The organism is Curtobacterium sp. MCLR17_045, from assembly GCF_003234405.1.
GTDB lineage: Bacteria > Actinomycetota > Actinomycetes > Actinomycetales > Microbacteriaceae > Curtobacterium > Curtobacterium flaccumfaciens.
Genome location: NZ_QKTB01000003.1, coordinates 85,886 through 108,682, shown reverse-complemented (window position 1 = coordinate 108,682; position 22,797 = coordinate 85,886). Strand labels below are relative to the sequence as shown.

Below are 22,797 nucleotides of genomic sequence, written 5' to 3'. Positions count from 1 at the left end.
CTGAGGCGGATTCTTCGGGCACGTTCACCAGGTTCCGAGACAAACGAGGCCTGCTGTTCACCTTGCCGGAGCAGGCTGCTCGCATGTCGCTCCTCTCGGATGCAATGCGGTCGACCTTCACGACCAAGTGCGCTGTGTGCGGCGCGGTCATCCGGAAGCGCGATGCGCTCGACCACGAGGGGCTGGCGTTCTGCTCGGTCCTCCACGAGGCCGAGTACATCGTCGCGACGCTGGACTGAGCGCCGACCGACCTCATCTCACTGGTTGAGACCCATCGTCGCCGCTGCCTGCCGGATGAACAGGCGCATGCGGACCGCCGCCTCTGCGGAGACGTGCGGGAGCGGGTGCTCGCCGTCCTCGGACATGCCGCCACCCCACGAGTTGTTGGAGGCCCGGGCGAAGGCGAACGGATCCGCGACCACCCACCCTCGTCGCGCACCGAGGTCGAACAAGTGCCGGTTCGCCACGACACCGTTCGTACGCTGGTTCACCGTGCCGTTGGTGCGGTTGTTCGGCGGGACCAAGCAGATCAGGGGTGTCTGACACTCCGCGAACCGCACGATCTTCTCGATGTTCGCGGTCATCTCCTCGAAGGGCACGCCCTCCCGGACGTCGTTCATGCCGATCATGACCACGAGCACGTCGGCCAGTGAACGACGGACCTGACCGAACGCACGCTCGGACGTCGCACCGTCCTCGGCGAAGCCTCCGACCAGCCGAAGACGGCGATCGCCGAGCTGGTCACGCCAGGACTCGGGGCGGGCCGTGACCGAGTCACCCGACACGGCGAAGGTCAGCGGTGTATCGGTGGTGATCTTGGATCGAGCTCTGAACATCCCTCGATGCTATCGACCGGAGCACCGGCGACCCCTCGTAGGATCGCCATGTGGCTCCAACAGCGCGCTCGCGTCCTCGCGACGGCCGTCCACCGCGGCTCGCGGTCTTCCCCGTCTACCGCGACAACCCGTACCTGAACCTCATGCTCCTGGCTCCACGCGCCTCGGGGTGGGACGTCCTCGAGTCCGCGAGGCTCGAGCGTTTCGAGCACGACCTGAGCTCCCTCGGCACCGGAGACGTCGTGCACGTGCACTGGACAGCTCCGATCGTGCAGCGTGCGGACGACGCCGCCGAGGCCGTTGCCCGACTCGCTCGGTTCCGAGCCGCGGTCGACGGAGCGCGGGCACACGGCGCCCGGGTCGTCTGGACGATCCACAACGCGCTCGCACACGACGTCCGGCACGAGGAGCACGAGATCGCGCTGAACCGCTACTTGGCCGCGACCGCGGACACGGTGCACGTCATGAACTCCCGCACGAGCGACGTGGTGGCGCCGTTCTACGACCTCTCCGGGCGAACGGTCGAACACCTCCCCCACCCGAGCTACCGCGGCATCTACGACGGCAACGGGTCCCGGGCGGAGGCACGAGCACGTTTCGGACTCGATGACGACGACGTCGCCGTGCTCTTCTTCGGACAGATCCGTCCGTACAAGGGAGTCGACGTCCTGATCGAGGCCCTGCAGCAGGCGTCCGCCGCCGGCCGGTTCGTCCTCCTGCTCGCCGGGAGGACGTCGGCCGAGGACGAAGCGACCATCGATCGGCTCGTGCCCGAAGGGCTCCGCACCGTCCGTCACCACGACTACGTGGCCGACGCCGAGGTCAAGCGCTGGTTCGACGCCGCGGACATCGCGGTGCTGCCGTACCGGCGCGTCCTGAACTCCGGCAGCCTCCACCTCGCCGCGACCTTCGGCGTGCCGGTCGTGCTGCCCGACGAAGCGCACCTCCGGAGCGACTTCGGCGGTGAAGCCTGGGTCCGGTGGTTCGAACCCGGTGATGCCGGCGCGCTCGCCCGGGTGCTGTCGGAGCCGTTGCCGGAAGGCGGTGCCGCACTCGGGTTCACGGCCCGGCTCGCGCCGTTCGCGGTCTCCCGCCGGTACGAGGCGCTCCTGCGGCGCACGACGGCTGGCCTGCCGACGCGGACCGCCACGCGCCCTGAGGCATAATCAACCCTTGTTGCTGGCTCATGCTCGATCGAACGGAGAACTCGGTGTCACGGATCAAGGTGGCCATCATCGGCTCGTGCGTCACACGAGAAGCGTTCATCACGCGGAACAACCCGCACTACAAGGACGTCTACGACCTCGGTCCGCTCGCGTGGCAGACCGGTCTCGTGAGCTTCCTGTCGGCGCCCGTCGCTCCGGACATCGCGCTACGGATCCAGCCGGGTGACAAGGTCAACGAGCACGGGGCGCGCACGATGGCGCGCGACATCGCCAAGTCGGACCGCGCAGAACTCGAGTCGTTCGCGCCCGACTACCTGCTGTTCGACCTCTACTCCGACGTCCGGTACGGGCTCGCGCGGATCGGCGACGCGACCATCACGAACAATCCGAACAGCTTCCGGAAGACGGACTTCTTCGCGGCGGGTGAGGGGTTCACGACCCTGCACATGGCGAACGCGAGCGCCGAGTACGTGCCGCTCCTCGAGCAGGCCGTCGACGAGCTCGTGGCATGGCAGCGACAGGCGCTCCCGGAGACGACCCTGGTGTTGAACTGCTTCCGGTACAGCTCCTACTACCGGACGAGCACCGGCGACCTGGAGTTCGTGAAGTACCGCGGAGACCAGAAACGGGATGACCTGTACAAGCGGCTGCTGCGGGAGAACGACCGGTACGACTCGCTCTACCGTTCGATCGCTGCCCGTCACGACCTCCGTACCATCGACAACCGCGACCGTTCGTACCACTCCGACGGCGCGCACCCCTACGGCATCTCGCCCTGGCACTTCGGCCGACCGTTCTTCCAGGACTTCATGGCCGACCTCGACCGCATGGTCATCGGCGATGCCCTGACCGCCGGGCACCCGGCCGACGAACTCGCCGGCCTCAGTTCCTGAGCCTGGCGCGCGCTGCGCGCAGGAGCCGTCGGGCGAAGTGCCCGCTCGGCACCCGACGGTCGACGAGGAACCGCCAGCCGTCCGCACGGTCGGCCAGGGGCTGCAGTTGCACGCCGCTCGGAACGGGCGGGAGCGGCATCCTCGCGGTCACGACCGGGAAGTCGAGCCGGAGACCACGGAACGAGATCCGGACCACGGCACGGTGTCTGCCGGTGGCGATGTCGCCGTTCTCCAGGCGCAGCGACCAGCGGGACGAGCGGTGATCGACCCGGAGGACGGCCTGGGTACCCGCTGCCCCGGCTCCGGTCAGAGTGGCGTTTTCGGTCGGGGTTGCGGTCAGGACCATGTCGAGGGAGACCCCGTCAGGCACCGTCCCGGCCACTGGTCCGCTCAAGGTCAGGCCGCCGGCGTCCGGGTGCGCCTCGTCGACGACGAGCGGTGCGAGGTGCCGCACCATCGAGACCAGCTGCACTGCGAGCGGGTCCTGCCCGTGGACGGCACCCGCCATCGCGCGCAGGAGTTCGGAGTTCCCTTCGGCCCCCGCCGTCAACGGACCCAGGTCCGTGACGGCGGATCCGAGCACCGACACGTCGGTGTGCTCCGCGCGGTTCGCCAGCAGGACCAACGGCCCGTCGTTCACGAGGGATCCGCGATCGAGTGCGAAGACCGCTTCCTCTCCGAGCACACCGACCGAGCGGATCACGTCCACCCAGGCGCGGAGCAGCACCGGCGGCACGTCGCGGTCGTCGCGCGCGTCGTGCAGCGCAGACGCGAGGCGCACGGCGATCTCCCCCGCTCCGTTGGCCACCGCGAACCAGAGCGCTCGTCGCTCGGCACGGAGCGCCTGACGATCGGCGGTCGGCACGACCGCGAGCAGATCGTGCACCGCTCCGATGACCCGGTGCAGGTCGTTCGCATCCGGCTGGCCGCGGAGGAACCGTTCGAGGTGGACGTACCCGTCGGCGTCGAGGACGACCTCGGCGTGCGCGCGGCGGACCTCCGGGGCGGCATCGGCGAGCAGTGATGCCACCTCGATCTCCTGATCGAAGTAGCTCAGCACGCCATCGATGCCCGACGCCCTCGCGGTCATGGACGAGGCTCCCGGACGCTCGCGGTACAGGTAGACGACCTCCGGCACCACCGCGACACGGTCCGCGGCGAGGAACGCGCGGACCATCGGCACGATGTCGTTGGAGCGCGGGGCGTTCGGGAACCGGACGCCCGACGCGCGCAGGAAGTCGGCGCGGAAGACCCGGTTCCAGCATGCGCGGTTCGCCAAGAGCCTCGGCATGGCCCGGAGGTCCGTCACCGACTCGGTCAGGACGTCGTACCAACTCGACATGGGCTCCCAGGTCGACCCGGAGCTGAACTTGAGGTGCCGGCCGAGCGCGATCACGGCGTCGCTGCGCTCGGCTGCGTCGATGAGCGCCCGGTACGCCCCGTCAGGTACCAGGTCATCACCGTCGGCGAACACCAGGTACTCGCCCTGCGCGAGGTCGATCCCCTGGTTGCGGGCGGCGCCTCCCCCCGCTGCTCGGGATCGGTGCAGTCGCACGCGGGGGTCGCCGGACGCGATCCGCTCCACGATCGCGACCGTCTCGTCGGTGGACCGGTCGTCGATGACGATCACCTCGAGGTCGACATCCTGCCGCAGGACACAGTCGAGCTGCTCCTCGATCCACGGCGCGACGTCGTGCACCGGCATGACGACGGAGAGCTGTGCGCTCACGGCCGACTCCTCGTCCTGAGCACGGCGGCGACGCGGCGCAGTGCCGACGGTGCGACGGCCACCTCGACACGGTGGATCCGCCCGTCGCGCAGCGTGAACTCGACGCTCCACCTGTCACCCGGCCGAGGCCTCGCCGACGACACGACCGTGTCCGATGACAGCACGCCCCGGTGCACTGCCGTCCGGGTTCCGTCGCGCTCGAGCACGACACTCCCCGGTGCCGGGTGCTCGAGACCCGTCATGCTGATCCGGAGACCACCACGGTGTCGGTCGGCGGTCGCACGGACGCGACGATTGCGTCGGAGGAACACGACGTCGTCCACTGCTCCGTCCCGCAACGCGGACAGCACGACCTGTTCGTGCTCGTCCAGCCCACGGCCGACGAACTCGTCCCAGAACGCCGCGACGAGCTCTGGACGGACAGGGAGCGGATCGCCACGCTGTGCGGCATCGACGACCGGCCGGAACAGGCGTTCGCGCCACAGGTCAGCGCCGCGCTCCGTATCGGGACCGAGGGCCCGCTCGCACTCGGCGGCGAGACTGCCCCACCGCAGGACGACGTCCTCTGCCGGGCGTTCGAACGTCTCGACGAGCTCGGCCGCGAGTCCCGGCTCCTTCGCCCGGAGCAGGGCGTAGGCGGCGCCGGGGTAGGCGCTGAGGTCGTCGAACTCGGTCTCGTCGACCCAGGTGCCGATCCACCGCACGAAATCGGCGAGCAGGCGGGCGCCGGCCGGGTCGAGCACGCCGATCCCGCGGACCCGCGTCCACGCCTCTCGGCGGATCAGCCGCCGTCCGAAAGCCGCCGTCGCCCCATCCGCCCCGTGTGCCGCGTACGTCTCGACTGCTGCACGGGTCTGTTCGACCCAGTCGTCCAGGTCGTCGCCCCGGCCGATGCCCGACGTCACCGACTCGTCGTGTCGCCGGTGGCGGTACACCACCTCGGGCAGCACGTCGACCCTCGCTCCCGCCGCGAGCCGCGCCCACCAGGAAACGTCCTCGCAGGTGGTGCCGGTCGGGAACTCGACGCCGGACTCGAGCAACCACGTGCGGTTGAAGACCTTGTTCCAGGGTGTGTGGTCGAAGGCCAGCTGCGGCGTGTCCGAGAGTCGGAGGCCGGTCCCCCCGGTCGTCCAGAGTGCGTCGTCCGTCGTCCAGTAGGTCGACTCGCGCCCGTCCCCGGTGAACTGCTCAGCCCTCCCGCTGACGATCTCCGGACCGGACTCGGTGAACACGGCGAGGAGCCGTTCGTAAGCAGCGGGCGGCACGAGGTCGTCGGCGTCCGCGAACGCGACGAAGTCGCCGGTCGCGACGCCCAGCCCGGTGTTCCTGGCGTTGCCGGCTCCGCCACGTTCCCCGATCTCGAGCACGACGATGCGCGGGTCTTCGGTGGAGAGCGACCGGACGGACTCCGTCGCCCCGGAGCTGAGCCCGTCGAGCACGAGGATGATCTCGAGCCGACGGTGGGTCTGCGACCGGAGCGCCTCCAGCGCGACGTCGAACCACGGGCCGACGCTGCCGACCGGCACGACGACCGACAGCAGAGGAAGGGGTCCGCCCACAGCACTTCTCCTGGAGTTCATCACGTTCGGGTTGCGCAGTGCGCGACGAGCCAACCTCGACTTCAGCCCTAAACTATCGCAGCACGTGCATCACGACGACAGGGAGCCGATCGACCGATGGACTCAGCGATCCGGACCACACCACTCATCTCCGTCGTCGTGGCGGCGCTCGACGTGGAACGGTACCTCCCGACGCTCCTGCGGTCGTTCGAACGGCAGACGTTCGACCACGACCGTGTGCAGTTCGTGTTCGTCGATGACGGGTCGACCGACTCGACGGGGTCGCTCCTCGACGACTGGGCCAGGTCCGCTGGAGCCGACGTGACCGTGATCCACCAGGACAACGCCTGGATCGCCGACGCACGGAACACCGGATTGACCCGTGCCACCGGGCAGTGGGTCACCTTCGTCGACGCCGACGACGAGCTGGAGGAACGGTACTTCGAAGAGGTCGCGAAGTTCATCGAGTTGCACGCGTCGGACGATGTCGCGCTCCTCGCGGCCCATCAGCTCCTCCTGGACGACGACGGCGGCGTGACGGACGGGCACCCGTCCCGCAAGCGCTTCGAGAAGGGATCGCGCATCGTCGACATGCGGTTGGACCCCATCGTGCAGACCGGCGTGAACGCGGCGTTCATGCGTCGTGACCTCGTCGAGGCGGCGGGTCTCCGGTTCGACGGTCGTGTCCGACCCACGTTCGAGGACGCCCACTTCGTCGCGCGCTACCTGCTCCGCAACGGACTGCACCGGATCGGTCTGATGGCCTCGGCCAAGTACCGCTACCGTCAGCGCGGCGATGGCAGCTCCACCATGCAGACCAGCCACGAGGACCGACGGAAGTACACCGACGTGCTCCGTCACGGTCACCTCGGGCTCCTCGACGAGGCGTCGGCGACCGGACGCATCGATCGTTGGGTGGCGAACACCGTCCTCTACGACCTCGTCGGGTACTTCCGGCGCGAGCGTGCGATCCGGTCGCCCTCGGCCCTCGCCCCCGCTGATGCGTTCGACGAGTTCCACGAGCTGGCGGCTGCGGTCCTGCAGCGGGTCGGTCCGGAAGCGGTGCGCTCCTTCGACCTGCTGCCCGTGGAGTTCGCGGTGCGGCGGGCGATGCTCGTCGGGTACCGGGACGAACCGGACCGCCCGAACACCGTCAACCTCGCTCAGGTCGATGAGGCCCACCAACTCGTGCAGCTCCAGTACTGGTTCACCGGCGAGATCCCGGCGGAACAGATCGCTGTCGACGGACACGAGGTCGTCCCCGAGTTCGAGACCGTCCAGGACTTCGTCTTCTACGGTCGGCCGCTGGTTCGCCGGCGCGTGATCTGGATCCCCCGCGGCCACGTCACCGAGATGCACGTGGACGGACAGCAGGTTGTCTTCGCCCGGGGTGAAGTGCCGAACCACTACGCAACCCTGACCCGCCGCCAGCTCGAACCGCAGATCCTGGCCCAGCGCCGACGCGTGGTGGATCCCAACGAGGTGGAGCTGACCAACAAGCAGCACGTCTGGCGAGCGGTGCGCGAGCGTGCGATCACGACCCGGAACTCCCTGCAGAAGACCGCACTCCGGAACGCCCTGGCACCGACGCTGGCCCGCACGCGCCGCGCACGCGAACGGTTCCAGGGCGCGTGGGTGTTCATCGATCGGGACACGGACGCGAACGACAACGCGGAACACGCCTACCGGTACGTTCGACGGCACCGTCCGGACATCAACGCCTACTTCGTGCTCAACCGCGATTCCAAGGACTGGGACCGCCTGCAGCGCGAAGGGTTCCGGATGATCGCGTTCCGGTCGCTCGAGTGGGTGCAACTGATGCTCCACGCCGAACACGTCGCGTCGTCGCACATCGCGGACTTCGTCACCAAGCCCCTGCCCGCGTCGAAGTTCGGGCAGCCGCGGTTCCACTTCACCTTCCTGCAGCACGGCGTGATCAACTACGACCTGTCGCGGTGGCTCAACTCGAAGCGACCCGACCTGTTCGTGGTCTCGACCCCGCAGGAGCGGGACGCGATCGCGGGCCACGGGCAGTGGATCTTCTCCCAGCACGAGGTCGTCCTGACCGGGCTGCCCCGCTTCGACGCGCTCCTCGAGAAGAGCCGGGCGAAGCAGGAAACCGAGCGCGACCTCATCCTCGTGATGCCAACCTGGCGTCACTACCTCGTCGGCGCGCAGGTCGCCGGATCCGGAGCGTGGGAGCGTGACGACCGGTTCATGGAGAGCCGTTTCGCCAAGGAGTACACGGCGCTCATGTCGTCGCCGGAGCTCCGCGCACTCGCGAAGCGGACCGGGAAGCGCCTCGCGCTCATGCCGCACCCGCTCCTCCGTCCGTACCTGACCGACTTCCACCTGCCCGACGACGTGGAGATCCTCGACTTCGCCGTCGACGGCGTGCAGGACGTCCTCGCCCGGAGCGCTGCGTTCGTGACCGACTTCTCGTCGCTGGCCTTCGACGCCGCCTTCATCGACGTCCCGGTGGTGTACTTCCACTTCGACCTCCGCGAGTTCTTCGGCGGCTCGCACAGTGGTCGTCGCGGGTACTTCGACTACGACGAAGCCGGGTTCGGCGAGGTCACAGGGTCCGTCCGGGAAGTGGAAGGCGCTGTCGAACGGATCGCAGAGGCCGGGTTCCGCCCGTCGGACACGTTCCGGGAACGGGCGCGACGGACCTTCGTCACGCGGGACGGGCGCAATTCGGAACGCGTCATCCAGATGATGGAGTGGTTGACGGGCGGGCCACGACCAGCCGAGCCCGAGCCCGAGCCCGAGGCCGCGCTGCCCGCCGAGGATCAGTCGTCGGCTTCGGTGAGCTCCCAGAACGGCGAACGCTCGACCGTCGACGCGTCCGGCTTGTAGAAGGGCTCCTTCAGCGAGAGGTGCGGCCGCTCCCAGGCGACGTCGCGCCGCACGACCCGTGCCGGCGTCCCGACGGCGATGCAGTTGTTGGGGACCCGGCCCGTCACGATCGACCCGGTCCCGATCACGGAGCCGCGCCCGACGGTGGTACCGCCGAGGACCGTGACGCCGAGTGCGAGCCAGACGTGGTCACCGATGTCGATCGACCTCGACACGTTGACCCGCGCTCCGGTGCGGACGTCGAAGATCGGGTGCGCGTCGTCCGCCCGGATCTGGACGTGCGAAGCGATCATGACGTCGTCGCCGATCCGCACGGTCGTCCCCTCCGTTGCCGAGATCACGCAGTTGGCGGTGGTGGATGCGTTGGCGCCGACGAGCACGGACGAGTCCTGCCCGATCCTGATGTTCGCGACGAACGCCGGCGCACCGTGGTTCTCCGCGATGTCGAGCAGACCGTTGTCGCAGTCCATGCTCACCACGATCCGCCCGAGACGCGCACGTTGGTGGACCCGCACGACGTTGTTCGACCCGCGGAACGTGATCTTGACGTTCCCCCGTTTCGGGCCGACGTACTCGATACGGTTCCCGCGGTCGTCCGAGTAGGCCGACAGCTCCTCAACATCCGTTTGCACGGTTCCAGCCTAGGCGCAGCGCACGAGCACGCTCAGACGGTCGCCTCGTACGCCGACACGACCTTCTTGGTCGGGCCGATCATCTTCAGCTCGCCCTCGTTGAGCCAGGCGACCTGGTCGCACATGTCCTTGACGGTCCCCATGGAGTGCGAGACGAGGATGACCGTGCGGCCTTCGTCCTTCATCTCCTTGAACTTCGTCTGGCAGCGCTTGCGGAACGTCGCGTCGCCGACGGCCAGCACCTCGTCCACGACCAGGATGTCCGGCGTGACCGCGACGGCGACGGAGAACCCGAGTCGCACGTACATGCCGGACGAGTAGTTCTTCACCGGCTGGTCGATGAAGTTGCCCACACCGGAGAACGACACGATGTCGTCGAACTTCCGCGCCACTTCCTTGCGGCTCATCCCGAGGATCGAGCCGTTCAGGAACACGTTCTCGCGACCGGAGAGCTCGGGGTGGAACCCAGAGCCGACCTCGAGCAGTGACGCCTGCTTGCCACGCGCGGTGATCGAGCCCTCTTCCGGCCAGAGGATCTTGGCGAGGCACTTCAACAGCGTCGACTTGCCGGACCCGTTCTTGCCGATGAGGCCGAACGTCGATCCGTGCGGGACCTCGAACGACACGTCCTTCAGCGCCCAGAAGTCTTCGTGCACGGACTTCTTCCCGCGCATGACCATGCTCTTCAGCGAGTCGTTGCGCTCGTGGTACATGCGGAAGCGCTTGGAGACGTGTTCGACGGATACGGCGGAATCGTTCACAGGAGTTCAGCCAGCTTCTTCTCGTTGCGGGAGAACACGACGTAGCCGATCGCGAGCGAGGCGCACCCCGCGATGGCACACGCGACCAGGTCGGTCCAGTTCGGGAGACGGTTGTCGTACATGAGGTTCCGGAAGACCTCGGAGAACCGCTCGATCGGGTTGAGCTTGTAGACGTGGATGATCCACGGGTGTCCGGCCTTGTTCGCGGCGTCCTCGACGAGCGACAGCGGGTAGATGATCGGCGACAGGTACATCCACATCTGCAGGCCGATGCCGACGAGGTGCTGCATGTCGCGGAAGTGCACGTTGATGATCGACAGGATCAGCCCGAGGCCGGCGGAGAACATGGCGAGGAACACCATCGTCAGGGCGATCAGCGGCAGGTAGAGCCAGAAGTTCGACCCGGCGATCGCGAGCGCGATGAGCAGCACCCCCATCTCCACCAGCCACGTGAACCCGAAGGACCCGACGGCCGCGAGCGGCAGGGTCATCCGCGGGAAGTACACCTTCTTGATCAGTGAGCCGTTGGCGACGATCGACGTCATGCCGGAGTTGATGACGTTGCGCGCGAAGATCCAGGGCAGCAGCCCGCACATGAGCCAGAGCGGGTAGATGTTCAGCCCGCTGGGGTCACCGACCTCGAGTCGTGCCCGGAAGATGAACGAGTACACGATCGTGTAGATCAGCATCGTCGCGAGCGGGTTGATCAGGGACCACAGTTGCCCGAAGACCGTGCGGCGGTACTTGCCCTTGACCTCGCGGGCGGTGAGGTTCGCCAGGAGTTCCCGCGACGACATGAGCTCGTTCAGGTACGTCATGCTTCGGGTGCAGGCTCCTCCGGGGCGCAACGCAGCGCTCCTCACAGGGATTCGGGGACGAGACATTCTCGCACAAAGGTTGCACTTGCCACGTTCGACTCGGTTATGCATGTCCGCTGCGGGTGCCTCGGAGACGAACACCTGGTGAAACCTGAGTAGGGTTGGTGGGTGATCGTCAGCTTCGCCAACCACTCCACCGCGCCGGTGAACCTCGGCGGGGCGGAACGGTCACTCATCCGCTTCGTGGAGGACTGGCAGGCGCAGGACCCGGCCATGACGCCGACCTTCATCACCAAGGCCCCGCGCGGCAAGTTCATCGATGCCCTCGACGAGCGTGGCTGGTCGTACGACGCGCTGCGGTTCCGCGGCTGGGCCCTGCCGAGTCCGCAGCCCGCACCGGCTGCCGAACGCGCCGCCTTCGCGACCGTCGACTACGCCGCCGTGAACGCGATCATCCGGAAGTACGAGCGCGAGCGCCCGGACCTCGTCGTCATCAACACACTCGTCGCCCCGTGGGCGTCGTTCGCCGCCGCGGTCCTCGGGATCCCGCAGGCGTGGTTCGTCCGCGAGTACGGCGACTTCGACCACGGTCTGCAGTTCCAGACGGGCCGTGCGGGCGTCCTCGGCGACATCGGCCTGCTGTCCGGGGCCGTCGTCACCAACTCCGAGGCGATGCGCGAGCACCTGGCGCAGTACATCCCTGCCGACAAGCTCTCCGTCGCGTACCCGACGGTCGACACGAGCCGACTCCTGGCGACGAAGGACGACACGCCTGCCGTCACCCCCTTCCCGCAGGCAGAACCCGGCCTCCGGATCACGGTCCTCGGCCGCGTCGAGGAGTCCAAGGGGCAACACCGCGTCGTCGACGCGCTCGGCGCGCTGCGCCGACGAGGCGTGACCGCGAGCGTCTGTTTCGTCGGGAGCTGGAAGCACCCGGGTGAGGACCAGCGGCTCACCGACCGCGCCCGCGCGCTCGGTGTCGCCGAGCACGTCGTCTTCGCTGGCGAGCAGCACACGCCCGCGCCCTTCATCCAGGCGGCCGACGTCTGCGTCACGCCGTCCACCATCGAGGCCTTCGGTCGCACCACCGCCGAGTACATGGCGCTCGGCAGGGCCGTCGTCGCCACGCGCCAAGGCGGCAGCGCGGAACTCGTGGAGCCCGGCGTGACCGGCGCGTTGGTCGATGCCGACGACACGGACGCCCTCGCCGACGCCCTCGCCGCGTACGCGGCCGACCCGGACACGGCCAGGAGGCACGGTGCGGCTGCACCGGACCGCCTCGCCACCGTCACGGGTGCGGGCCACGACAACGCGGCGGCCATCGCACGGTTGGTCGCGCTGGTCGGCACCGAGGGCTACCGGCTCCCCCAGGCGGCGCGCTACTGGTTCGAGCTGCCCGGCGCGTACGCCTCGCTCGGTGCGACGAGCGCCAGAGCCGCCGTCGGACTCCTCGCGAGCCGCGTGCGATCCCGTTCCGGGGCCGTCGGTCGACTCCTCGCCCGGCCGGGCGTCGTCGTCCGGAAGCTGGCTCGGCGATGACGCGCGACCGTCGTCCGGTCACGATCGTGGTCCCGATCTACGACGACCTCCCCGGTCTCGAGCGCTGCATCGAGGCACTGCTCGAGACGGTGGACTTCGCCGTCGACCGCGTGCTCCTGGCGAACGACATGGGCCCCCGCGTCGACGCGATCGAGGCCCGGGTGCTCGAGCTCGTCGGTGACCACGAGGGGTTCGAGTACACCCGCAACAGCCGCAACCTCGGCTTCGTCGGCAACTGCAACCGGGCGGTCCTCGAGCTCGACCGCACGGGCAACGACGTCCTACTCCTCAACAGCGACACCGTCCCGATGCCGGGGTTCCTGGACGAGATGACCGCGGTCCTGGCCTCGGACGACTCGATCGGCGTCGTGTGCGCGAGGAGCGACAACGCCACCATCGCGTCCTTCCCCTACGCGCGGCGGAACCCGCGCGCGAGCCTCGCACCGCGCCGCACCCGCGAGCTGCACGGCCGTACGAAGTACCTGCTCCCGCGGCACACGGTCTCCCCGGTGGCGATGGGCTTCTGCTTCCTCATCCGGCGCGAGATGGTCGACCGTTTCGGCTTGTTCGACGACGTCTTCTCCCCCGGCTACGGCGAGGAGAACGACTTCTGCCTGCGGATCAACGAGCACGGTTTCACCTCGGTGTTGGCGAACCGTGCGTTGGTCCTGCACACGGGCTCGACGAGCTTCAGCGGAGATCGCGGTCCCTCGCTCCGACTCGAGCACGAGCGGATCCTGCTCGAGCGCTACCCCTTCTACGGCGGAGCGATCGCGCTCTTCCTCGCCCGGTACCGTGACGCCGTCGACGTGTTCGCCGATGCGTTCCTGCCCGACGACGACGTCGTCCGCGTGGCGCTGCACCTCCCGGCCGACCTGACCCACGAGGTCATCGCCCGGACCCGCAGCACTCTCGCTGCAGCGCCGGATGACGTCGTCGTCACGGTCATCGTCGCGAAGTCGCAGATCCGGGACGCCCGTGAGGCGTTCCCGGGCGCTGCGATCGCCGTCGGCGGCCGGCCACGGCAGATCTTCGACGTCGCGGTCGCCCTCGGCGCCCTGACCACGTTCGCGCAGCTCTCCGCGCTCAACGCCAACGCTCCCCGCTGGATCCTCGTCGACCCCGTGTCGCAGGACGTCCGGTGGTCACACGCGGTCGCGAACCACCGTGCGTCGGCGATCGACCGCATCCTGCGCCGCTTCGAGAACCAGAGCACGAGCTGGCGTGACGGGGACGACCTCGTCCGGCTCGTCCGCACAGCCGCCGCGAACGAGATCGACCCGGCGTCCCTGCGTGCTCGCTGGCACGCGGTTTCGGACATCGCCGAAGCGACCGGCCTCCTGGTGCACCGCGCGACGGTGTCGGTCCGACGCCTCGCCGCGCTCACGTTCGGTGCGCGCAACCCGCGCATCGTCGCCCGCCTCCGCGCGATCGCCGGCCGCGGCGCCTGAGCGACGACCGACGAGTGGACGGGATCCCCGTGGCGGCGCTGCCACGGGCCTCCCGTCCGTCACGCGAGTGCGTCGACGACCGCGCGGTGTCGCGCGATGCCGGCCACGTCGAACGCACCGAGCAGGTGCAGCGTGGCGATCCGGAACACGAGGGCGCGCAGGAGCAACTGCCGCCACTCGTGTTCGCCCTCGCCGAGATCGTCGAGGCGGTCGACGGGCACGCCGTGCCAGCAGACCGCGTCCACCGCGGCGATCGCGGCTCCCGTGCCGGCCGGACGCCAGTACGGTGGCCAGTCGATGATCGCGGGCGCGAGTCCCTCCGCGAACAGGACGTTGCCCAGCAGGTCCCCGTGGATCAACTGCGCCGGCGCGTGGACGGGACGGAACGCCGCGGCCAGGCGGTCGAGGGTCGGGGCCGCCGGCGACGGCCGCCCGTCGGTCACGCGGTCCGGAGGATCTTCGCCATCGGCCGGCCCTTCGCGACCTCGTCGACGAGCTTGTCGAGGTACCGGATCTGCCGCATGAGCGGGTCGTCGAGCTCCTCGATCCGCACCCCGCAGATCACCCCGGTGATGAGCGGGGCGTTCGGGTTGAGGTACGCGCCGGCGAAGAAGTCCTCGAACGTGGTCCGGTCGGCCACGTGCTGCGCGAGCGCCCGCCCGTCGAAGCCGGTCAACCACTCGATGACGGTGTCCAGCTCCGCCTTCGTGTGGCCCTTCCGCTCCACCTTCGCCAGGTAGTGCCCGTAGACGTCCGCGACGGGCGTCCCGAAGATCCGGTGACCGGCCATGGTCGACGCTCCTACACCAGGCAGCGAGGTCCGAGCAGGCTCTTCAGCTCGCCGAACAGGTCGGGGGTCAGGTTCACCGGGAACGGCAGCTCGAAGGTGCGCGCGACGTCGTCCTTGAGCAGCTTCAGCCGGACCTCGGTGTCCCCCTGGTGGCGGCCGAGCACGGCGGCGAGTTCCGTCACCGTGGTCGTCGTGGCCTGGCGTTCCGGAAGGGAAAGGGTGAGCGGGCCGGAGCCCATCGCGTCGCCGACGTTCGGTTGGAACATGCTCACCGCGTGCAGGGCCTTGCCGTCGTCGCGGACGTTGACGCGGCCGCGCAGGACGACGATCGAGTCGGGCACCAGGGACGGGCCGAACTCCTGGTACGTCTTGCCCAGGAACATCACGCCGATCTGGCCACCGAAGTCCTCGATGTCGACGATGCCGTACGGGTTGCCGCTCGTCTTCGCCACCCGGTGCTGCACGCTCGTCAGCAGGCCGGCGACGGTGACCGTCTCACCCTCGATCGAGTCGTCGGCGGTGAGCAGGTCGGCGATGGTGATCGACTGGTGCTTCGCGAGCTCGATCTCGAGCCCGGCGAGCGGGTGGTCGGACACGTAGAGCCCGAGCATGTCCCGCTCGAACGCCAGCTTGTCGCGCTTGGACCACTCCGGACGGTCCGGCACCTGCGACACCGCGGCGCTCGGGGCGTCCTCGGCTGCCTCGGCGAAGAGCGAGTCGAAGTCGAACCCGACGTTGCCGTGGGCCTCGTCGCGCTTGACCTTGACCGCACCCTCGACCGCGCCCTCGTGGATCTCCACCAGGGCACGTCGGGTGTCGCCGAACTCGTCGAAGGCACCGGCCTTGATGAGCGACTCGACCGTGCGCTTGTTCGCCGACGAGATCGGGATCTTGCGCAGGAAGTCGTGGAACGACTCGAAGGCGCCCTTCTCGGTCCGCGCCTTGACGATGTCGTCGACGACGTTGAACCCGACGTTGCGGATGGCACCCATGCCGAAGCGGATGTCGTCGCCGACTGCGGCGAAGAAGCCGATCGACTCGTTGACGTCCGGCGGCATCACCTTGATGCCCATCCGGCGGCACTCGTTCAGGTAGAGCGCGAGCTTGTCCCGGGCGTCGCCGACGCTCGTCAGCAGCGCCGCCATGTACTCGGCCGGGTAGTGCGCCTTGAGGTACGCGGTCCAGAAGGACACCACACCGTAGGCCGCCGAGTGCGCCTTGTTGAACGCGTAGTCGGAGAAGGGCAGCAGGATGTCCCACAGCGTCTTGATCGCCGCGTCGGAGTACCCGTTGTCCTTCATGCCCTGCTGGAAGCCCGCGTACTGCTTGTCGAGCTCGGACTTCTTCTTCTTGCCCATCGCGCGGCGGAGGATGTCCGCCTGGCCGAGGGAGAACCCGGCGACCTTCTGCGCGATGGCCATGACCTGCTCCTGGTAGATGATCAGGCCGTAGGTCGTGCCGATGATGTCCTTGAGGGGCTCCTCGAGCTCCGGGTGGATCGGCGTGATCGGCTGCTCGCCGTTCTTGCGGAGCGCGTAGTTCGTGTGCGAGTTCGCACCCATGGGCCCCGGGCGGTACAGGGCGATGAGCGCGGAGATGTCCTCGAAGTTGTCGGGCTTCATCAGCCGCAGCAGGCCACGCATCGGTCCACCGTCGAGCTGGAACACGCCGAGGGTGTCACCGCGCTGCAGGAGCGCGTACGCCTCGGGGTCCTCGAGGCCCATGTTCTCGAGGTCGAGCTCGGTCCCCCGGTTCGTCTTGATGTTGTCGAGGGCGTCACTGATGATCGTGAGGTTGCGGAGCCCCAGGAAGTCCATCTTGATCAGGCCGAGCGACTCCGCTGCCGGGTAGTCGAACTGCGTGACGATCTGGCCGTCCTGCTCCCGCTTCATGATCGGGATGATGTCGATGAGCGGGTCGCTCGACATGATGACGCCGGCTGCGTGCACGCCCCACTGGCGCTTCAGCCCCTCGAGCCCGAGCGCGGTGTCGAAGACGGTCTTCGCCTCGGGGTCGGTCTCGACCACGGTACGGACGTCGACGGCTTCCTTGTAGCGCGGGTGGTCCTTGTCGAAGATCCCGGTGAGCGGGATGTCCTTGCCCATCACGGGCGGCGGCATCGCCTTGGTGAGCTTCTCGCCCATGCCGAACGGGAACCCGAGGACGCGCGAGGAGTCCTTCAGCGCCTGCTTCGCCTTGATCGTGCCGTACGTGACGATCTGCGCGACGCGCTCCGACCCGTACTTCTCGGTGACGTACTTGATCGCCTCACCGCGGCGCCGGTCGTCGAAGTCGACGTCGAAGTCGGGCATCGAGACGCGGTCCGGGTTGAGGAACCGCTCGAAGATCAGGCCGTGCCGGATGGGGTCGAGGTCGGTGATGCGCATCGCGTACGCCACCATCGAGCCGGCGCCGGAGCCACGACCCGGACCGACGCGGATGCCGTTGTTCTTGGACCAGTTGATGAAGTCCGCGACCACCAGGAAGTAGCCCGGGAACCCCATCTGGTTGATGATGCCGACCTCGTAGTCGGCGCGGTCCTGCACCTCTTTCGAGATGCCGTCCGGGTACCGGTAGTCCAGCCCCTTCGCGACCTCTTTCTCGAACCAGGAGTGCTCGGTCTCGCCCTCGGGCACCGGGAACTTCGGCATGTAGTTGGCCGAGGTGTCGAACTCGACGTTGCAGCGTTCCGCGATGAGCAGCGTGTTGTCGCAGGCCTCGAGGTTGTCGCGGAAGACGTGCCGCATCTGCGCCGGGGTCTTCAGGTAGAACTCGTCAGCGTCGAACTTGAAGCGGTTCGGGTCGTTCAGGGTCGAGCCGGACTGCACGCAGAGCAGTGCCGCGTGCGACTTGGCGTCGTGAGCGTGCGTGTAGTGCAGGTCGTTCGTGCCGACCAGCGGGATGTCGAGGTCCTTCGCCAGACGGATCAGGTCGCTCATGATCCGGCGTTCGATCTCGAGGCCGTGGTCCATGACCTCGGCGAAGTAGTTCTCCTTGCCGAAGATGTCGCGGTAGTCGGCGGCGGCCTGCACCGCTTCGTCGTACTGGCCGAGCCGCAGGCGTGTCTGGATCTCCCCCGAGGGGCAACCCGTCGTGGCGATGATGCCGTCGTGGTACTCCTGCAGGAGCTCGATGTCCATACGGGGCTTGAAGTAGTAGCCCTCGAGCGACGCCTTGGACGACAACCGGAACAGGTTGTGCATGCCCGTCGTGTTCTCGGCGAACATCGTCATGTGCGTGTACGACCCGGCGCCGGACACGTCGTCGCCCCCGCCGTCACCCCAGCGCACACGGGTCTTGTCCGAGCGGTGCGTGCGGGGCGTGATGTACGCCTCGGTCCCGATGATCGGTTTGACGCCACCGGCCTTGGCGGCCTTCCAGAACTCGAAGGCGCCGAACATGTTGCCGTGGTCGGTCACCGCCACGGCGGGCATCCCCTGCGCGGCGGTCTCCGCCACGAGGTCGGAGAGCCTGGCGGCACCGTCGAGCATCGAGTACTCGCTGTGCACGTGCAGGTGGACGAAGGAGTCGGAATCCGACACGGAACCGCCGGTTCGTACGGTGTGCTGCGGGGTGGGAACAGCCTAACCGCGGCCGCCCACATTCCCGCGCGCGTCGGGGCGGACGGGAGGCACGGGGCGGGGCCGCACCGCGCCTCCAGACCGGCACCGGGTCGCGACACGCGCGGGCCGCCCCGCCGAGGGAGCAGGACACGCCGCACGCGCTCCGCCGCGGGCGCAGAAAGCGTCGCCTGGCGGCGCCCCGGCCGACCGTTCGTGACCCCTCGGCGCGTGCGGCCGGGCGCGTCGGTCTGGAGGCGCGGGTCGGGGCCGCACCGCGCCTCCAGGCCGGCACCGGGTCGCGACACGCCCGAAGCGCCACACCGAGAGGCCAGGACACGCCGCACCCATGCCGCCGCGGGCGCAGAAAGCGTCGCCTGGCGGCGCCGCAGCCGACAGTTCGTGCCCCCTCGGCGCAAGCGCCCGGGCGCGGCGGTCTGGACAGGCGCGGGGCGCCCCGCCGAGAGGGCAGGACACGCCGCACGCGCTCCGCCGCGGGCGCAGAAAGCGTCGCCTGGCGGCGCCGCAGCCGACAGTTCGTGACCCCTCGGCGCGTGCGGCCGGGCGCGTCGGCCTGGAGGCGCGGGTCGGGGCCGCACCGCGCCTCCAGACCGGCACCGGGTCGCGACACGCGCGGGGCGCCCCGCCGAGAGAGCAGGACACGCCGCACGCCGACCGCCGCGGGCACAGAAAGCGTCGCCTGGCGGCGCCGCAGCCGACAGTTCACGACCACTCGGCGCAAGCGCCCGGGCGCGTCAGAGCGACGCGCTCCGGATCTGCTCCAGCGCTGCCTGCAGGTCGTCCGGGTACTGCGCCTCGAACGACACCCACTCGCCCGTGCGGGGGTGGTCGAAGCCGAGCCGGACGGCATCGAGCCACTGGCGCGTCAGCCCGAGCTCGGCCGCGAGCACCGGGTCGGCGCCGTACATCGTGTCCCCGACGAGCGGGTGGCGTGTAGCAGCCATGTGCACCCGGATCTGGTGAGTGCGCCCGGTCTCCAGGTGCACCTCGAGCAGGGTGGCGGCGCGGAAGGCCTCGAGGGTCTCGTAGTGGGTGACGCTCGGCTTGCCCTCCGACGTGACCGCGAACTTCCAGTCGCTCGACGGGTGCCGGCCGATGGGGGCGTCGATCGTGCCCGAGGTCGGGTCGGGGTGGCCCTGCGCGAGTGCGTGGTAGACCTTCTCGACCGTGCGCTCCTTGAAGGCCCGCTTCAGGTGCGTGTACGCCAGCTCGGTCTTCGCGACGACCATCAGGCCCGAGGTCCCGACGTCGAGGCGGTGCACGATCCCGGCACGTTCGGCGGCGCCGGAGGTCGCGATGGTGAACCCGGCGGCGGCGAGGCCCCCGGGCACGGTCGGACCGTCCCACCCCGGCGAGGGGTGCGCAGCGACACCGACGGGCTTGTCCACGACGACGATGTCCTCGTCGTCGTGCACGATCGTCATGCCCGGCACGGCCGCCGGCACGATGCGCGGCGGCTCCTTCGGGGTCCACTCGACCTCGAGCCAGGAGTCGGCGTGCAGCCGATCCGACTTGTCGACGGGGACGCCGTCGACGCGGACGCCACCGGCCGCGACGACGTCGGCCGCGAACGACCGGCTGAAGCCGAGGAGCTTCGCGATGGCGGCGTCGACGCGCTCACCGGCGAGCCCGTCGGGCACGGGAAGAGAACGCGATTCGCTCACGTGGCGTCGTGGCCCAGCGTGTCGCGACGGTCGCGGTCCTCCGGCCTGGAGGCGCGGGTCGGCTCGTCGAGAGCCGCATCAGCCGACGAGAACGCGGCCCCACCGTCGAGCGGCTCCGCCGCGTCGACCGGCTGCGCCGCGTCGAGCTGCGCCTGGCGCTTGGCCGAGAGCGTGCGGGTGCCGTCGAGGTTCACCCCGAGGATCACCAGCAGCACGAAGACCACCATGCTGATGCAGATGAAGGAGTCGGCGACGTTGTAGATCGCCGGCATCATCCACGGCGTCGAGATGAAGTCGACGACGTGGCCACGACCGAAGCCCGGCTCACGGAAGAGCCGGTCGAGCAGGTTGCCCAGCGCGCCGCCGAGCAGCATGCCGAGCACGATGGCCCACCACATCGACCGGATGCGACGCGAGTACACGATGATCGCGACGACGACCGCGGCCGAGATGACCGAGAACACCCAGGTCATGTTCACCGCGAACGAGAACGCGGCCCCCGGGTTCCGGACGTACAGGAACTGCAACGCCCCGCCGAGGACCGGGACGGGAGTGCCGTAGGGCAGGTTCGCGACGACCAGCGTCTTGGCGACCTGGTCGAACGCCACCACCACGACAGCGGCGAAGGCCAGTGCCGCGATCGCGCGGACACTGACCTTCGCTCGTGATGCTGGTCGCGACAACGTCAGTTGCCGAAGCCCTGCGCCGAAGCCGGCGCCGGGGTGAGACCGGACTGCTCGCCCGAGGTGTCGAGCTCGGAGAGCTGACCCTGGATGTAGCTCTTGAGCTGCGCACGGTAGTCGCGCTCGAAGGTCCGGAGCTCGTCGATCTTGCCCTCGAGCTGGCGCTGCTCCTGCTCGAGCACCGCGACACGCTGACGGTTCGTGTTCTCGGTGTCGGCGATGATCTGGCGCTGCTTCGCCTCGGCCTCGGAGACCAGGCGAGCCGCCTGGGCCGTGCCCTCGGCGATGAGCGCGTCGCGCTTCTCGATGCCCTCGCGGACGTGCTCCTCGTGGAGACGACGCGCCAGGGTCAGGAGGTTCGTGGTGCCCTCGGTGTCCTCGTCGGCGGGGACCGTCGTGGCCGGTGCCGCCGCGGCGACCGGAGCGGGCTCCGGTGCTGCCTCGACCGGGGCCGGGGTGGGCTCCGGCTCGGCTGCGGGAGCGGGCTGCTCGGCCTGCGCCGGCTGCGGGGCCGACTCGGCCGCCTGCAGGCGCTGGCGGAGCTCGTCGTTCTCCGCGGTCAGGCGACGGAGCTCGACCACGACCTCGTCGAGGAAGTCGTCGACCTCGTCCTGGTCGTAGCCCTCGCGGAACTTCGTCGGCTGGAACCGCTTGTTGACTACGTCTTCCGGCGTCAAAGCCATTGCCGTCACCTCAATAGAACTGCTGAACGTGTGGAACCGCGTGCGGTGCGACCGAATCTACCAGTCGTACCGTGCGGTGCGGATGCGCCACCGGAGCGGGCATCGATCCCAACCACCGTACACCGACGATGGGGCGGAACCGTGACCTGCGCCGGGCGTGGCGCGTGTCGCGGACGGGAGTCCGCTCAGATACCGCGTGCCAGGGCGGCGACCACGAACCGGGCGATGATGACGACGAGCATCACGATCGTCCAGCCGAAGTCGAGCGCCACCGGACCGAGGCGGAGCGGCGGGAGGACCCGTCGCACCGCTCGGATGGGCGGATCCGTGACCGTGTAGACGAACTCGGACACCACGAGCATGCCCCCGCGCGGCCGCCAGGAACGGTTGAAGCTCTGCACGAGGTCGAGCGCGAAGCGCCCCCACATCACGAAGAAGTACAGGAGCAACGCGAGGGAGATGATCCCTAGGATCACGGACACGATGGGGCTCGCTCGTCTCGGGCGAGCGTCGTCAGACGACGCTCAGGGGCGGGTGTGCCGGGTACGGCTCAGGACTGGGCGAAGAAGTTCGCCTCGATGTCGGACTCTACCTCAGCGGGCTCACCGCTCACTGCGACGTGTGCCGGCGACAGGAGGAAGACCTTGTTCGTGACGCGCTCGATCTTGCCGAACAGGCCGAGCGACAGCCCCGAGGCGAAGTCGATCATGCGTCGGGCGTCACCCTCGGTCATCTGCGAGAGGTTGATGATGACGGGGATGCCGTCGCGGAAGCTCTCGGCGATGGACTGGGCGTCCTTGTACTCGCGCGGGTGGACGGTGAGGATCTCGTTCATTTCCTGGACCGGGGTCGCCTTCTGTGCGGTCGTGTGCGAGCGGCGGAGCGGAGTGACCTGGGCGCCGCGCTGGTGGGTGTGCGTCTTGGTGGGAGCCGGCGCCGCTGCGGGAGCGGCCGCCGGGGCTGCTGCCGCGGCAGGGGCCTCCTGCGGTTCGGCGGGCGCCGGAGCAGCCGCTGCGGCCTGGCGAGCAGGGGCTGCCTGCTGGCGCGCGGGCTCGGCCTGCTGCTCGTCCTCGTAGTCGAGTTCCTCATCGGCGAGGCCGAGGTAGACCATCGTCTTCTTCAGCGGGTTGGCCATGGTTCCTCCGGGGTTCGT

Annotated in this window: 20 protein-coding genes; 6 read left to right on the top strand and 14 right to left on the bottom strand. The window is 69.0% G+C overall.

The window, feature by feature from the left end:
* The first annotated feature begins 83 nt into the window (after positions 1-83).
* Entirely contained in the window at positions 84-239 is a 156-nt protein-coding gene (locus DEJ05_RS17980) for a hypothetical protein (protein WP_175529707.1), read from the top strand.
* A gap of 18 nt (positions 240-257) precedes the next feature.
* Here the strand turns inward: DEJ05_RS17980 and DEJ05_RS04005 are convergent, their stop codons facing one another.
* The gene (locus tag DEJ05_RS04005; protein ID WP_111030345.1) at positions 258-836 is read right to left on the bottom strand and encodes an SGNH/GDSL hydrolase family protein; all 579 of its coding nucleotides are present in this window, start codon (positions 834-836) and stop codon (positions 258-260) included.
* Positions 837-886: 50 nt separating this feature from the next.
* Here DEJ05_RS04005 and DEJ05_RS04000 point away from each other — a divergent pair, with 50 nt between their 5' ends.
* On the top strand, positions 887-2,002 hold the full coding sequence (locus DEJ05_RS04000) for a glycosyltransferase (RefSeq protein WP_111054963.1): 1,116 nt from the start codon (positions 887-889) through the stop codon (positions 2,000-2,002).
* A gap of 44 nt (positions 2,003-2,046) precedes the next feature.
* Positions 2,047-2,895 carry a DUF6270 domain-containing protein gene (locus DEJ05_RS03995; RefSeq protein ID WP_111109790.1) on the top strand — a complete coding sequence of 283 codons (849 nt, stop codon included), beginning with the start codon at positions 2,047-2,049 and terminating at the stop codon, positions 2,893-2,895.
* On the opposite strand, the gene DEJ05_RS03990 is transcribed toward DEJ05_RS03995, so the two are convergent.
* On the bottom strand, positions 2,885-4,624 hold the full coding sequence (locus tag DEJ05_RS03990; RefSeq protein ID WP_111109789.1) for a glycosyltransferase family 2 protein: 1,740 nt from the start codon (positions 4,622-4,624) through the stop codon (positions 2,885-2,887). The two genes, DEJ05_RS03995 and DEJ05_RS03990, sit on opposite strands and share 11 nt — an antisense overlap.
* Positions 4,621-6,183: a glycosyltransferase gene (locus DEJ05_RS03985; protein ID WP_181440641.1), complete on the bottom strand. Its 1,563-nt coding sequence runs from the start codon at positions 6,181-6,183 to the stop codon at positions 4,621-4,623. The genes DEJ05_RS03990 and DEJ05_RS03985 overlap by 4 nt, the downstream gene beginning before the upstream one ends.
* 117 nt (positions 6,184-6,300) lie before the next feature.
* Between DEJ05_RS03985 and DEJ05_RS03980 the strand changes: the two genes are divergently transcribed.
* Positions 6,301-9,042 carry a CDP-glycerol glycerophosphotransferase family protein gene (locus DEJ05_RS03980; RefSeq protein ID WP_111109787.1) on the top strand — a complete coding sequence of 914 codons (2,742 nt, stop codon included), beginning with the start codon at positions 6,301-6,303 and terminating at the stop codon, positions 9,040-9,042.
* On the opposite strand, the gene DEJ05_RS03975 is transcribed toward DEJ05_RS03980, so the two are convergent.
* The 3 genes from DEJ05_RS03975 to DEJ05_RS03965 are packed head-to-tail and all read right to left on the bottom strand — an operon-like array spanning position 8,976 to position 11,253.
* The gene (locus tag DEJ05_RS03975; RefSeq protein WP_258372791.1) at positions 8,976-9,674 is read right to left on the bottom strand and encodes an acyltransferase; all 699 of its coding nucleotides are present in this window, start codon (positions 9,672-9,674) and stop codon (positions 8,976-8,978) included. The genes DEJ05_RS03980 and DEJ05_RS03975 overlap by 67 nt on opposite strands.
* Positions 9,675-9,706: 32 nt before the next feature.
* Positions 9,707-10,387 (bottom strand): ABC transporter ATP-binding protein, encoded by a 681-nt coding sequence (locus tag DEJ05_RS03970; RefSeq protein WP_110892815.1) that lies wholly within the window; start codon positions 10,385-10,387, stop codon positions 9,707-9,709.
* A gap of 44 nt (positions 10,388-10,431) precedes the next feature.
* Entirely contained in the window at positions 10,432-11,253 is an 822-nt protein-coding gene (locus DEJ05_RS03965; protein ID WP_111109786.1) for an ABC transporter permease, read from the bottom strand.
* A 168-nt stretch (positions 11,254-11,421) separates the two neighbouring features.
* Here DEJ05_RS03965 and DEJ05_RS03960 point away from each other — a divergent pair, with 168 nt between their 5' ends.
* Positions 11,422-12,792 carry a glycosyltransferase family 4 protein gene (locus DEJ05_RS03960; protein ID WP_111109785.1) on the top strand — a complete coding sequence of 457 codons (1,371 nt, stop codon included), beginning with the start codon at positions 11,422-11,424 and terminating at the stop codon, positions 12,790-12,792.
* On the top strand, positions 12,789-14,243 hold the full coding sequence (locus DEJ05_RS03955; RefSeq protein WP_111030337.1) for a glycosyltransferase family 2 protein: 1,455 nt from the start codon (positions 12,789-12,791) through the stop codon (positions 14,241-14,243). Before DEJ05_RS03960 ends, DEJ05_RS03955 begins: the two co-directional genes overlap by 4 nt.
* Before the next feature lie 59 nt (positions 14,244-14,302).
* Here the strand turns inward: DEJ05_RS03955 and DEJ05_RS03950 are convergent, their stop codons facing one another.
* The 8 genes from DEJ05_RS03950 to DEJ05_RS03915 form a co-directional block, all read right to left on the bottom strand.
* Positions 14,303-14,686, bottom strand: a complete 384-nt coding sequence (locus DEJ05_RS03950; RefSeq protein WP_111030336.1) for a hypothetical protein — start codon at positions 14,684-14,686, stop codon at positions 14,303-14,305.
* The gene (locus tag DEJ05_RS03945) at positions 14,683-15,033 is read right to left on the bottom strand and encodes a DUF2200 domain-containing protein (protein WP_111030335.1); all 351 of its coding nucleotides are present in this window, start codon (positions 15,031-15,033) and stop codon (positions 14,683-14,685) included. Before DEJ05_RS03945 ends, DEJ05_RS03950 begins: the two co-directional genes overlap by 4 nt.
* A gap of 11 nt (positions 15,034-15,044) precedes the next feature.
* The gene (dnaE, locus tag DEJ05_RS03940) at positions 15,045-18,524 is read right to left on the bottom strand and encodes a DNA polymerase III subunit alpha (RefSeq protein WP_375334588.1); all 3,480 of its coding nucleotides are present in this window, start codon (positions 18,522-18,524) and stop codon (positions 15,045-15,047) included.
* An 824-nt stretch (positions 18,525-19,348) separates the two neighbouring features.
* Entirely contained in the window at positions 19,349-20,278 is a 930-nt protein-coding gene (locus DEJ05_RS03935; protein WP_110864623.1) for an RluA family pseudouridine synthase, read from the bottom strand.
* Entirely contained in the window at positions 20,275-20,961 is a 687-nt protein-coding gene (lspA, locus tag DEJ05_RS03930; RefSeq protein ID WP_241660342.1) for a signal peptidase II, read from the bottom strand. Before lspA ends, DEJ05_RS03935 begins: the two co-directional genes overlap by 4 nt.
* 2 nt (positions 20,962-20,963) lie before the next feature.
* The gene (locus DEJ05_RS03925) at positions 20,964-21,644 is read right to left on the bottom strand and encodes a DivIVA domain-containing protein (RefSeq protein WP_071405424.1); all 681 of its coding nucleotides are present in this window, start codon (positions 21,642-21,644) and stop codon (positions 20,964-20,966) included.
* 185 nt (positions 21,645-21,829) lie between these two features.
* A complete protein-coding gene (locus DEJ05_RS03920; RefSeq protein WP_084741074.1) occupies positions 21,830-22,126 on the bottom strand; it encodes a YggT family protein in 297 nt (98 codons plus the stop codon).
* A gap of 68 nt (positions 22,127-22,194) precedes the next feature.
* Positions 22,195-22,779: a cell division protein SepF gene (locus tag DEJ05_RS03915; RefSeq protein WP_071405422.1), complete on the bottom strand. Its 585-nt coding sequence runs from the start codon at positions 22,777-22,779 to the stop codon at positions 22,195-22,197.
* Between the last annotated feature and the right edge of the window lie 18 nt (positions 22,780-22,797).